Genomic DNA, 12761 nt, shown 5'->3' on the forward strand with positions numbered 1-12761 from the left:
CGGTTATCGGCCACGCGGAAGGGGAGGTTCCTCTTCAGCAGGGTGCGCTCACTGTGCGCCGGTTCAGCGTCTCTCACGGTGCGGCGTGGACGACGTACGCCCGGCACGCTCCTCTTCCGGTTCGGACTCGGCAGCCGTACGCCCCTGTCGCAGCCCCAGCCCCGACGCGATCACCAGCAACGCGCCGAGCATCACGAACGGCGCCGCCACCCCCGCGACTCCCGCCACCAGACCCGCCGCGGCCGGTGCCGCGACCTGGCCCAGGCGGTTGCCCGTCAGGCGCAGAGCGAGGGCCGTGGAGCGGGCGTCGTCCGGAGCGGCCTGCACGACCGTGGTCATGGACAGGGGCTGGCCGACGCCGAGGCAGAAGCCGAGTGCCGCGAGGATCAGGGCCAGCGCCCAGACCGGGACCGGCAGCGCGATGCCCGCGCACAGCACGGCCCCCAGCAGACAGGTCGTGGCGAGCAGCGCGGCTCGGCCGAGCAGGCGCAGCATCGGCGTGATCACCAGGCGGCACGCGATCGTCGCCGCCGCGCGCAGACTCAGCAGCAGGCCGATGACGGACGGCGGGATGCCACGGTGCTCGCCGACCACCGGAAGGTACGCGGTGAGGATGTCCGTCGCCGAGAGGACGGCGAGGCTGATGAAGATGCCCGCGGGTACGCCCCGGGTGCGCAGGATGCGATGTACGGGGACGCGTTCCCCTTGCGGCGTATGGGACTTGGCCGGCGTACGGTGCTCGATGCGCCACAGCGAGGTGAACGCGACCGCGGCTCCCGCGGCGGCGACGAGCAGCGCCAGTGCGCTGGTGCCCGCCATGTCGGGGCCGCCGATCAGGGCGCCCGCGGCGATCGGTCCGACCAGTTGGCCGAGGGAGGCGCCGATGGTGAAGTGGCCGAAGTTCCGGTCCTGTTCGTGCGGGGCGGACTGGCGGGCCACAATCGACTGCGCGCCGATCACGAAGCAGAGGTGACCGAGCCCCATCACCCCGCTCCACGCCGCCATCGCGAGCAGCGAGTTCGCTGTGCCGCTGAGGGCGCAGCCGCCGGCGATCAGTACGACGCCGATGGGCAGCAGGGGCGCGCACCGGCCCTGGTCGGTCCTGCGGCCCAGCGGTACGGCGACGAACAGCGGCAACAGCGCGTACACGCCCGCGATCACACCGATCGCACGCTCGTCCGCACCCAGCGCGAGGGCCCGGTAGGAGACGGCGGGCCGGGCCATCGACACCGCCCCCTGCGCGAAGCTGAAGGCGATGACGAGGCGGAGCAGCCAGCCGCGGTTCCCACCGGGCCTCACGGTGTCCTCCAAGAGATGGGGATCAGAAGAAGGGGATCAGATGATTCCGAACAGGATTCCCGCACCGAGTACCACGAGGGAAGTCAGCGCAGCCCACTTGACCACGAACTTGGTGTGGTCGCCGAACTCCACCTTCGCCATACCCACGAGCACGTATACGGCGGGCACCAGCGGGCTGGACATGTGCAGCGGCTGGCCGACGAGCGAGGCGCGGGCGATCTCCAGCGGTGAGACCCCGTGTGCGGCGCCGGCCTCGGCGAGCACCGGCAGGACGCCGAAGTAGAAGCCGTCGTTCGACATGAAGTACGTGAGCGGCAGGCTCAGGAGGCCGGTGACGAGCGCCATGTGCGGGCCCATGCCCTCGGGGATGCTGTCGACGAGCCAGTTCGCCATGGAGTCGACCATGCCGGTGCCCTGGAGGACGCCCGTGAAGACGGCGGCGGCGAAGACCATCCCGGAGACGTTGAGCACGTTCTCGGCGTGGGCGCCGAGGCGGGCCTTCTGGTCGGGCATGTGCGGGAAGTTCACGGTCAGGGCGAGCGCGGCACCGAGGATGAACAGGACCGGGATCGGCAGCCACTCCATGATCATGGCCGTCAGGAGGGTCACTGTGAGCAGCGCGTTGAACCAGTACAGCTTGGGGCGCAGCGTCGGGCGGTTGGGGTCCAGGCCCTGGAGCCGTACGTCGTCCTCGTCGTCCTCCGCGGCCTCGGAGGCGTCTGCCCCGGAGCCCGCGCCACCGGTGGCCTTGCCCGTGCGGCCCTTCCCGTCACCGGAGCCAGAGCCGCCGGCACCTGCACCCGCGCCGACCAGCACCGTCTCGGTCTCCGGCTGCTCCTCCTTCTCCAGGATGACCTTCTCCGACTCCAGGACCTCGTCGAGGCTCAGCACGCCGAGCCGCTTGCGCTCGCGGCGGCCGAGTACGTACGAGAGGGCGAAGACGAAGAGCAGGCCGACGCCGAGGGCCGGGATCATCGGGACGAAGATGTCGCCGGCGTCGAGCTTGAGCGCGGTGGCGGCGCGGGCGGTGGGGCCGCCCCAGGGGAGGGTGTTCATGACGCCGTTGGCGGTGGCGGCGACGCCGGTCATCACGACGAGGCTCATCTTGAGGCGCTTGTAGAGCGGGTACATCGCCGAGACCGTGATCATGAAGGTGGTCGAGCCGTCGCCGTCGAGCGAGACGATCGCGGCGAGCAGGGCTGTGCCGACGACGATGCGCAGCGGGTCGGCCTTGCAGAAGCGCAGGATGCCCCGCACGATCGGATCGAAGAGCCCGACGTCGATCATGACGCCGAAATACACGATGGCGAACATCAGCATCGCGGCGGTGGGCGCGAGGTTGCCCACTCCCTCGATGACGTAGTCGCCGAGATGGGCACCCTTTCCGACGAACACACAGAAGAGTGCCGGGATCAGTACGAGCGCCGCGATCGGCGACATCTTCTTCATCATGATCAGGACCAGGAAGGTCGCGATCATGGCGAAGCCGAGGATGGTCAGCATGAGTGGATACCTAACGTTCGCCCTTGAACAGCCACCAGGGCCGGCGGTTGGAGCGACGTTAGGGCGCTCGTGCAAGCGTTAACAAGATGTTGACGCGCGAGCAATAAGCGCAAAACTCCTGGTCACAGCGTTGTCCCTGTTGGCGCGACTTCGACGGGTACGCCATTGAGGACCGCATTGCCGGACAACGGGTCAAGCAGCGAGCCGTCGAGAAGCTGGTTGACGTTGACTCCGGGCTCGGTGGCGGCGTGGCTCATACGGGTGCCCGGCCGGTCATGGCCCCAGCCGTGCGGGAGGCTCACGACCCCGTGCCGGATGCCGTCGGTGACCTCGGCCGGAGCGGTCACCTCTCCCCCGGCGCCCTTGATCCGTACGGCTTCCCCGTCCGCGATCCCGAGGCGTGCGGCGTCGTCAGGATGCATGTGGACGGTGCAGCGATTCGTACCGCCGGTGAGGGCGGGGATGTTGTGCATCCAGCTGTTGTTGGAGCGCAGATGACGGCGGCCGACCAGGACCAGGCCGTCGGGGTGCCGGTGCAGAGCGTCCCTGAGGCGTGGCAGGTCGTCGGCGATCGGCTGCGGCAGCAGTTCCACGCGTCCGCTGCGGGTCTTGAGCGGCTGTGGCAGGCGTGGCTGGAGCGGTCCGAGGTCGATGCCGTGTGGCTGGTCCAGCAGCTTGTCCAGGTTCAGCCCTTCCCGTCGTACGCCGAATCCGTCGCCGTACGGGCCGAGGCGCAGCATCATGTCGAGCCGTCGCTCGGGGCCGTTGTCGCCGGTGAGCGCGGCGGCGAGCTCGCAGGGGTCGCGGCCGTACACCGGGGAGTGCGGTTCCTTGACGGCCTTGCCGAGGGTCTGGTCGATGACCATGGCGTCCACGGCGGAGGGGTCGGCGCCGTGCATGCCGGTGGCGGCGAGGACGAGCCGGGCGAGGATCTCGGTCTCGGCCATACGGCCGGGTTCGAGGGGGACGGCGGCGCGGGTGTAGCGGACCTGGTTGCGTACGGCGAGGGTGTTGAACGCGAAGTCGTGGTGCGGGCTCTGTGAGGGCGGGGGCGGCGGCAGCACGACGTGGGCGTGGCGCGAGGTCTCGTTCAGGTACGGGTCGACGCTGACCATGAAGTCGAGCGAGCCGAGGGCCTTGTCGAGGCGTTCGCCGTCGGGAGCGGACAGCACAGGGTTCGCGGCGATGGCGATGAGGGCGCGGACGGGTGCGCCCTCGGCGGTGGCGGTGTCGATCTCCTCGGCGAGCGCCGCGATGGGCAGTTCGCCCTTGGCCTCCGGGTGACGGCTGACCCTGCTGTGCCAGCGGCCGAGCGCGAATCCGCGGCCGGGCCCGGCGGGCCGGGGCGTCTTGTCGGTGGCGGCCTGCGGGAAGAGGGCGCCGCCTGGCCGGTCGAGGTTGCCGGTGAGGATGTTCAGCACGTCGACGAGCCAGCTGGCCAGGGTGCCGTGCGGGACGGTGCAGCTGCCGATGCGGCCGTAGACGGCGGCGGTGGGCGCGGCGGCCAGTTCGCGGGCGAGCGTACGGATCGTAGCGGCGTCCACATCGCACGCTCCGGCGGCGGCTTCGGGAGTGAAGTCCCGTAGCGCGTCGGGGAGTTCGTCGAGTCCCTGCACCAGTTCGGCGAGTTCGCCGAGGTCGGTGAGCTTCTCTTCGAAGAGGACGTACGCCATGGCCGCGAGCAGCAGCGCATCGGTGCCGGGACGGATCGGGACGTGGCGGTCGGCGAGTTTGGCGGTACGGGTGCGGCGCGGGTCGATCACGGTGAGGGTGCCGCCGCGTGCCTTGAGGGCCCTGAGCTTGCCGGGGAAGTCGGGTGCGGTGCACAGACTTCCGTTGGATTCCAGGGGGTTGGCGCCGATCAACAGGAGGTGGTCGGTGCGGTCGAGGTCGGGTACGGGGATCGCGTTCGCGTCGCCGAAGAGGAGCCCGCTGGAGACATGCTTGGGCATCTGGTCGAGCGTGGACGCGGTGAAGATGCTGCGGGTGCCGAGGGCGGTGAGCAGAACGGGCGGATAGAGGGCGCCGGCCATGGTGTGGACGTTCGGGTTGCCCAGGACGACGCCGAGGGCGTGCGGTCCGTACGTCTCGACGACCGGCCGCAGCCCTGCCGCCACCGCGTCGAACGCCTCGTCCCAGGTAGCCTCGCGCAGCTCACCGTCCTTGCGCACCAGAGGCGTACGCAGCCGGTCCGGGTCCGCGTCGACGGCTCCGAAGGAGGCGCCCTTCGGGCAGATGAACCCCTGACTGAACACATCGGCGCGGTCGCCTCGGGCGCCGGTCACCCGGGTGCCCTCGATGGTGAGGCTCAGACCGCAGGTGGCTTCGCACAGGGGGCAGATGCGCAGGGCGGTGCGGGAGTCGGTGGTGGTGGACACGGGTCCTCCGGGAGGGTGGCGACGTCGGCACACGGACTGCCGCCGAGCATACCGACCGGTATGCAGGGTGGGGAGGCCCTGCGAGGGTCGCGTCGGACACTCCCGTGCCGATCGGCCGCCGATCGGGCTTCAGTCGAGCATGCCTAAGCAGCCTCGGTGAAGTCCGGCGCGGTACCGCGCCCCGAAGGGGCGCGGGGAACTGCGCGACCAGCCCCCACCGGCCCGCAGCCTCATCACTGCACTTCCAGCGGAGCGCTTAGTCGAGCACGCGCGCCAGGTACGACCGCAGCAGCTCCCGCGTCTCCTCGATGATCCGCTCGTCGCCCGACGGGCTGAGGCGGAAGGCGAGTTGGACGAGGGTGTCTGCGGCCTCGACGGCGACCAGGAAGGTGCGGCGGAGGTCGTCGTCGGGTTCGCGGTCGAGGTAGGCGGAGAGCATGTCGGTCAGGCGGTCGGCGACGCGGGTGTTGGGTTCGGCGTCGCGGGTGCCTACGGGGATCTGGTTGCCGAAGTCGACGAGGGCGAAGCCGGGCGCGGTGCGCTTCATGACGAGGTACTCCTCGAGCACGGCGTCCATGGCCGAGCGCCAGCCACCCTCCCCGCCCGCCGCTTCGAGGCGGTGGGTGACGCGTTCGGCGTAGCGGTCGAGGTTCCGCTGGGCCAGCGCGTCGGCCATGGCACGTTTATTGCCGAAGAAGCGGTAGACGGAGCCGATGGGGACGCCGGCGCGCACGGCGACGGCTCGGGTACTGAGGGCGTCGTAGCCCACCTCGTCGAGGAGGTCGGCGCAGGCGTCGAGGATCCTGGTCAGTCGTTCCGCGCTCCGGCGCTGAACGGGAGCGCGGCGCAGCGAGGTCGCTTGGGGCACGGACATCATCATGCCTTTCCGCCGGGGTTCGGGGAACCGCGCCCCCCAGTACGCCGGTCGGCGCCTCGCCCGCTCACCTGCGGGGTCGGCGCGGAGGCAGTCGTCGTGGCCGACGGCCCGGGATCGGAGACGGTGATGTCCGCGGTGCGCTCAACGGGTTCGCCGTCGACGGCCCACACGGTGTCGTCGTCGGCGTGGAGGCGCACGGTGATCTTGTGCGTGCCCCGGGTGACGGAGCTGCCGGGCAGGTGGTGGGTGGGGTCGCGGAGCTCGGCGACGGGGCGGCCGTCCAGCCGCAGGAGGGCATAGCCGCGCCCCTGAACGGCCGCCTTCTTCGTGCCGGTCGGTGAGAAGCGGAAGTCGCCGACGGTCAGGCGGACGTTCCAGCCCTCGCGGGTGTCGGGCAGCACTTCTATCCCGACCTCGGGTGCGCGCTTCTTGTCGACCTCACGATAGTTCCGCCCCTCTTCGTCCGTGTCTTCCAGCACCTTGCCCACCGGCGACGGCTTAGCCCCGTCGCCCTCGCCCGCGCCGCCGGAGTCGCAGCCCGTGATTCCCGCGACCAGGGCAACGAGGAGGGCACTGACCGCGAGCGCGGCGAGGAAGGCACGCGTCCACGACATGTCGGGGACATTAGGGCACCGCTCTGACAGGCGGATCCCCCTGAAGTCTGGTTCTTGGGTACTACAGCGGGCTTGGCGTGATCACGCCGTTCGCCTCACCCACGTCCTGCGTACCTCTCACCCACGTCTTGCGAACGGAAATCCTGAATCCTACGGTGTTACATAGGAATCAGGAGCGAGGGCGCAAGGGAGCGACCATGAACGGGGATGCGCAGAAGACCGCCGAGGCACTGACGTACCTCTCGGGCTTCGGCAATGAGCACAGTTCGGAGGCGGTGCCGGGCGCGCTGCCGATCGGCCGCAACTCGCCGCAGCGCGCACCGCTCGGGCTGTACGCGGAGCAGCTGAGCGGCTCGGCGTTCACGGAGCCGAGGGCACACAACCGCCGCTCGTGGCTCTACCGGATCCGCCCGTCCGCCGCCCACCCGGCCTTCGCCCGCACCGACAACGGCACCCTCCGCACGGCACCCTTCACGGAGACGACCCCCGACCCGAACCGGCTGCGCTGGAACCCCCTGCCGGAGCCCGAGCCGGGCACGGATTTCGTACGGGGCCTGTGGACCCTCGGCGGCAACGGCGACGCCACGCAGCGCACCGGCATGGCCGTGCACCTCTATCACGCCAACTCCTCGATGCGGCGCGTGTTCAGCGACGCCGACGGCGAGCTGCTGATCGTGCCGGAGCACGGCGGGCTGCTGCTGCGCACCGAGTTCGGACTGCTGCACGCCGAGCCCGGGCATGTGGTGCTGATTCCTCGCGGGGTGCGCTTCCGCGTGGAGCTGCTCGATGAGTCAGTGCGTGGCTACGTGTGCGAGAACTACGGAGCCCCCTTCCAGCTCCCCGAGCTCGGCCCGATCGGCGCCAACGGCCTTGCCAACGCACGGGATTTCAGGGCGCCCGTCGCCGCGTACGAGGACGTCGAGGGCCCGGTGGAGGTGGTGAACAAGTTCTGCGGGAACCTGTGGACCGCGACGTACGACCACTCGCCGCTGGATGTCGTCGCCTGGCACGGCACCCATCTGCCGTACGTCTACGACCTGCGCCGTTTCAATGTGCTCGGCTCCATCAGCTACGACCACCCGGACCCGTCGATCTTCACGGTCCTGACCTCGCCGACGGACACGCCGGGCCTCGCGGGCGTCGACTTCGTCGTCTTCGCACCGCGCTGGCTGGTGGGTGAGGACACGTTCCGGCCGCCGTACTTCCACCGGAACGTGATGAGCGAGTACATGGGGCTCATCGAGGGCGCGTACGACGCGAAAGCCGAGGGCTTTGTGCCGGGCGGGGGTTCGCTGCACAACATGATGTCGGCGCACGGGCCCGACCGGGAGACCTTCGACCGGGCGAGCGCCGCCGAGCTGCGACCGCAGAAGGTCGACGACGGCCTGGCCTTCATGTTCGAGACGCGCTGGCCGGTGACCCTCACGGCACAGGGGGCACGGGCGGAACACCTGCAACGGGCGTACGACGATGTATGGCAAGGCCTCGAACGTCACTTCGGCCCGTTGCACTGAACGCCCGTTGACCGGTACGGATACCTTCGTGACCTCATTCGCCCCGGACTCGATCGTCCTGAACCGCAAACTGCCGCTCTGGTATCAGGTTTCGCAGTCCCTGCGCGCCTCGATACTCGGGCGCTCGCCGGAGGACCCACTGCGCCTACCCACCGAGGAACAACTGGCGGGGCACTACGGGGTGAGCGTGCTGACGATGCGGCAGGCGCTCAAGGAACTGGAGGACGAGGGCCTGATCACCCGCCATCGCCGGCGCGGCACGTTCATCGAGCCGAGCGCCCAACGAGGCGCTCCCGTACGGCTGTTGGGCTCGGTGGACGCGATCGTGGCCCAGCAGTCGGGCATGACGACTCAGCTGCTCGACCACGGCACGGCGCCCGTGTCGGCCGAACTCGCCGAGTACTTCCCGGAGTTGGCCGAGGTGGCGACGTATCACCGGCTGCGCAGCGACGAGAAGACCGGTGAGCCGACGAACCACGCCCGTAACTACGTACGGCCCGAACTGGCCGAGCGCATCGACCTGGACGATCTGGCCCGCTGGCCGATGACGAAGGTGCTGCGGGACGTGGTGGGCATACGCATCAGCCGCATCACGGACACCGTCGAGGCACGCCTGGCCGACCCGGAAACGGCTCGCCTCCTCGAGGTGCCGCTGCTCAGCCCGATCCTGCGCTACACGGGCGTCGCCCACGACGAGTCCGGCCAGGTCCTCGATGTGGCGGTCATCCACTACCGCGGCGACCGCTTCTCGTTCACGGTCACCCTGGACGCCACGTAGGGCCGGGCGGACGGTGCCACCCCCGGCACAGTCACTGGGTGGCGTCGTACGATGCCGAGCGTGACGCACGACGACGCTCCGCTGCTCGCGGACCTCATGCCGTGGTCCGTCGCACCGCCGCGGCTCGGCCGGGGGTGGCCGACGGCGCCCGACGCGGCGTCCCTGAAAGCACGCTGGGACGCCTTCGTGAAGGCCGAAGGGCCCGACCGGGAGGCCTTGTTCGGCGTCACGCGTGCGCGGAACCTGCACTCGGCGGTGGCAGGGCTGCCGGGCCAGTCCACCGGAACGGGTCGGCTGGCCCACGCTTCGGGGCCCTGCGCGGAGCCCGTACGCGTGCTGCACGGGCCGTTCGACGAGCAGTGGCTGATCCCGGACCACCGGCTGATCGACGCGGCCCGCCCGGAGTTGTGGCGGGTGGCGGACGAGCGGCAGGTGTTCGCCGTCGAGCAGGCGCCCGCGCCGGACGGACCCACGCTGCTCGTCGCGTCCGTGCTGCCCGTGCTCCCGCCGCAGCCGCGGCAGCCGAAGAACGCCCCCGCGGCCCGCCCCGGCCGCATCCACCCCCTGTACCGCCGCCCCGGCGGCCTCGAACCGAACCTCGCGCCCGGCCTCGTGGACCATCTGGCCAAACGCCTGGGCCACTCCCCCGCCCCGCTCGATGTCCTCGCCTGGACGGTGGCGGTGGCGCGGACCGGCCCCGACGGTTGCGCCGTCCCACTCACCGCCGCCCCCGAACTCTGGGCGTACGGCACCGAGTTGGGGCACCGCATGCTCTGGCTGATGCGCCGCGACGGCGACCGCCCCAAACTCCCCGGCGGACGGCGCCCCTACGTACGCGCCCCGCTCCCCGCCCGCCCCCTCGAACTCCACTACGACCGCGACGAGGAGACCCTCCATCTCGACGAGGGCCGCATCTCCCCTGTACCGCCCACCGCTTGGGACTTCGAGGTGGGCGGCGCCCGGGTCCTGGACCAGTGGTTCACCGCCCGGGTCACTCCCCCGGAGCCCGGCACGCTGGAGGCGATCCGCCCTTCCACGTGGCCCCAGACCTGGACATCCGAACTGCTCGAGCTGATCACGGTGTTGGCGCTACTGGCGGAACTGGCGCCTCAACAGGCGGAGTTGACTCTGCAATCCCCGATCACCGTGGCCGAGCTCCGGAAGGCGGGGGTACTCCCGGTACCGGACGCGGCACGCAAACCCGCCTCCGTACTCGACCATCACGAAGAGGGCCCTGAAGGACAGTTCGCCCTGCTTTGACGGGGCACTTGGCGCCCCACGCTCAACGCTTCGGGTCGAACGCGTCCAGGACCCTGCCGAGCGCCCGCTCGAACACCGCCTCCAGGTCTATCGGCCCGGAGTCCTCCATGAAGGCCGCGGCCAGCCGCGGATACGCGCCGGTTGCCACCTGACTGCCGAGGTAGGCGATACGGACCGCGTTCTCCTCCTCCTCGGACCAGGGCATGGAGCGGGTGCGCTCGGCGGTGGCGAGCTCGTTCGCGGTGTAGGTCGTCACGACGCCGTTGAGCAGGGCGACCAGCTCCATCTTCGTGCTGTACGGGAGGTCGAGCGGTTCGAGGCAGGCCAGGCAGTGCTCCAGATAGCGCAGGGTGTTGGGGCTGAAGCCGTAGACCCCCGCCATCAGGCGCGGCAGCCAGGGGTGGCGGTGCATGATGACGCGGGTCTCATGGGCGTTCCGGAGCATGTCGGCGCGCCAGTCGCCCGAGGGCTCCTTGAAGTCGTGCTCTGCGCCGACGGCGTCGATCATCAGCTCGTACAGGTCCTCCTTGCGCGGCACGTAGTTGTACAGCGACATCGTGCCGCAGCCCAACTCGGCCGCCACATGCCGCATCGACACCGCGTCCAGCCCCTGCGCGTCCGCGATCCGCACCGCGGCGGCCGCGATGTCCACGCGGGTGTACGCGGGACGCGGGCCGCGTCCCGTGCGCTCGGGGCGGTTCCAGATCACTTCGGGTACGGCCTTGCGCCCTGCCATGGGTCGATCACCTCGTGACCATCTTAGTTACGTACACCGTACGTAGTGCGCTATGGTCGACCCATGACTTCTACGTACGCTGTACTTAGTGAAGGCCTCGAGAAGCGCTTCGGGGAGGTCCACGCCCTCCGAGGGCTGGACCTCGCGGTCGCCGAGGGCACGGTCTGCGGGATGCTCGGGCCGAACGGGGCGGGCAAGACCACGGCCCTACGGGTCCTGACCACGCTGCTGCGACCCGACGCGGGGTCCGCGCGGATCGCGGGGCACGACCTCGTACGGGAGCCGGACGCGGTCCGCCGCGCCATCGGCGTGACGGGCCAGTTCGCCTCGGTCGACGGCGACCTCACGGGTCGGGAGAACCTGCGGCTCTTCGCGAAGCTGCGCCGCGCCCCGAAGGCGCACGCCCGCGCCGACGACCTCCTCGACCGCTTCGAGCTCACCGAAGCCGCGGACCGGCTCGCGTCCACCTACTCGGGCGGCATGCGGCGCCGCCTCGACCTGGCCGCAAGCCTGATCACGCGGCCCGCGGTGCTCTTCCTGGACGAGCCGACGACCGGGCTCGACCCCGCCAGCCGCAACCAGATCTGGCAAGCGGTACGTGACCTCGCCGCGGACGGTACGACGGTGCTGCTGACCACGCAGTACCTGGAGGAGGCCGATCAACTGGCCGACGACATCGCGCTGCTGGACGAGGGCAGGGTCGCCCACAGCGGCTCGCCCGCCACGCTCAAAGCACTCATCGGCTCGTACGCGGAAGTTGTCGTCGCCCACGCGGACGCCATGCCCCAGGCGGCCGTCGTCCTCGACCAACTCACCGGCGGCGAACCACACTTCGACCACGAGCGGCACGCCGTCGGCTCCGTCACCACCGATCCGACGCTCACACTCCCCCGCCTGGTACGCGAACTCGACGCCGCGGGCGTGCCGTTGCTCGACGCGAGCCTGCGTCCGCCGAGCCTCGACGACGTGTTCCTGCGCCTGACCGACAGCCCGACCGACCGTAAGGACTTGGTGGCATGAGCGCCCTCGCGTACGACACAACGGCCATGCTCGGCCGGCAGCTTCAGCGGGTCCGGCACAATCCCGGGTTGCTGATCCTCACTCAGACGATGCCGATCACGATGCTGCTGTTCTTCGGCTATGTCTTCGGCAGCGCGCTCGCCATGCCGGGCGCCGAGTACCGCTCGTTCCTGGTGCCGGGGCTTTTGGTGGCGACCGCGGCGAACGGGATCATGACGGGGATGTTCGAGGCGGCCCGGGACTCGCACCGGGGCGTGATGGACCGCTTCCGTACGCTGCCGATGAGCCGGGCCGCGGTGCCGCTCGGCCAGGCGGCGTCCGATCTGGTGCTGACCGCCGCGGGGATGGTGCCGCTGCTGCTGGTCGGGCTCGCGGTGGGCTGGCGGATCGAGGGGACAGTGGCTGAGGCTGTGGCGGCCGTCGCCTTGCTGATGCTCTTCCGGTTCGCGATGACGTGGATCGGGATCCTGCTCGGGCTCGCGTCCCAGAGTGAGGAGGCAGCAGGGCAGTTGGGCGGCGCGACCTTCATCCTGCCGCTGCTGTCCAACGCGTACATCCCGACGGACAATCTGCCGGACTGGCTGCGGACGGTGGCCGAGTGGAATCCCATCAGCGCGGTGACCACGGCGCTGCGAGACCTGTTCGGCAACGCGCCGGTGCCCGTCGACGGGGCCTGGCCGGTGACACACCCCGTCGCCGGGTCGCTCGCCTGGTGTGCCGTGATCACCGCGGTGTTCCTGCCGCTCGCCGTCCGCCGGTACGCGACCGGCAAACGGTGAGCG

Annotated in this window: 11 protein-coding genes; 5 read left to right on the forward strand and 6 right to left on the reverse strand. The window is 70.4% G+C overall.

Going from position 1 to position 12761, the window contains the following annotated elements:
• Positions 1-63 precede the first annotated feature (63 nt).
• The 5 genes from ACYVO6_RS01945 to ACYVO6_RS01965 all read right to left on the reverse strand — a co-directional run bounded on the left by ACYVO6_RS01945 (position 64) and on the right by ACYVO6_RS01965 (position 6671).
• Positions 64-1299, reverse strand: coding sequence for an MFS transporter (locus ACYVO6_RS01945; RefSeq protein WP_461056616.1), 1236 nt, complete (start codon positions 1297-1299; stop codon positions 64-66).
• A 36-nt stretch (positions 1300-1335) separates the two neighbouring features.
• Entirely contained in the window at positions 1336-2802 is a 1467-nt protein-coding gene (locus ACYVO6_RS01950) for a CitMHS family transporter (RefSeq protein WP_461056617.1), read from the reverse strand.
• A 122-nt stretch (positions 2803-2924) separates the two neighbouring features.
• The gene (locus ACYVO6_RS01955) at positions 2925-5180 is read right to left on the reverse strand and encodes a molybdopterin oxidoreductase family protein (protein ID WP_461056618.1); all 2256 of its coding nucleotides are present in this window, start codon (positions 5178-5180) and stop codon (positions 2925-2927) included.
• 256 nt (positions 5181-5436) lie between these two features.
• Entirely contained in the window at positions 5437-6057 is a 621-nt protein-coding gene (locus tag ACYVO6_RS01960) for a TetR family transcriptional regulator (protein WP_461056723.1), read from the reverse strand.
• Positions 6057-6671, reverse strand: a complete 615-nt coding sequence (locus ACYVO6_RS01965) for a hypothetical protein (protein ID WP_461056619.1) — start codon at positions 6669-6671, stop codon at positions 6057-6059. The genes ACYVO6_RS01960 and ACYVO6_RS01965 overlap by 1 nt, the downstream gene beginning before the upstream one ends.
• A 197-nt stretch (positions 6672-6868) precedes the next feature.
• On the opposite strand from ACYVO6_RS01965, the gene hmgA reads away from it, so the two are divergent.
• From hmgA to ACYVO6_RS01980, 3 genes are read left to right on the forward strand one after another with little or no spacing between them, the layout of a single operon-like run.
• Positions 6869-8185: a homogentisate 1,2-dioxygenase gene (gene hmgA / locus ACYVO6_RS01970; RefSeq protein WP_461056620.1), complete on the forward strand. Its 1317-nt coding sequence runs from the start codon at positions 6869-6871 to the stop codon at positions 8183-8185.
• Positions 8186-8213: 28 nt separating this feature from the next.
• Complete coding sequence (locus ACYVO6_RS01975) at positions 8214-8963, forward strand: GntR family transcriptional regulator (RefSeq protein ID WP_461056621.1); 750 nt, start codon at positions 8214-8216, stop codon at positions 8961-8963.
• 51 nt (positions 8964-9014) lie between these two features.
• Positions 9015-10223, forward strand: coding sequence for a type ISP restriction/modification enzyme (locus ACYVO6_RS01980; protein ID WP_461056622.1), 1209 nt, complete (start codon positions 9015-9017; stop codon positions 10221-10223).
• Positions 10224-10245: 22 nt separating this feature from the next.
• On the opposite strand, the gene ACYVO6_RS01985 is transcribed toward ACYVO6_RS01980, so the two are convergent.
• Positions 10246-10959, reverse strand: coding sequence for a TetR/AcrR family transcriptional regulator C-terminal domain-containing protein (locus tag ACYVO6_RS01985; protein ID WP_461056623.1), 714 nt, complete (start codon positions 10957-10959; stop codon positions 10246-10248).
• A gap of 63 nt (positions 10960-11022) precedes the next feature.
• Here ACYVO6_RS01985 and ACYVO6_RS01990 point away from each other — a divergent pair, with 63 nt between their 5' ends.
• Positions 11023-11979: an ATP-binding cassette domain-containing protein gene (locus ACYVO6_RS01990; RefSeq protein WP_461056624.1), complete on the forward strand. Its 957-nt coding sequence runs from the start codon at positions 11023-11025 to the stop codon at positions 11977-11979.
• A complete protein-coding gene (locus ACYVO6_RS01995; RefSeq protein WP_461056625.1) occupies positions 11976-12758 on the forward strand; it encodes an ABC transporter permease in 783 nt (260 codons plus the stop codon). The genes ACYVO6_RS01990 and ACYVO6_RS01995 overlap by 4 nt, the downstream gene beginning before the upstream one ends.
• Positions 12759-12761 lie beyond the last annotated feature (3 nt).

The organism is Streptomyces pseudoechinosporeus (assembly GCF_054783935.1).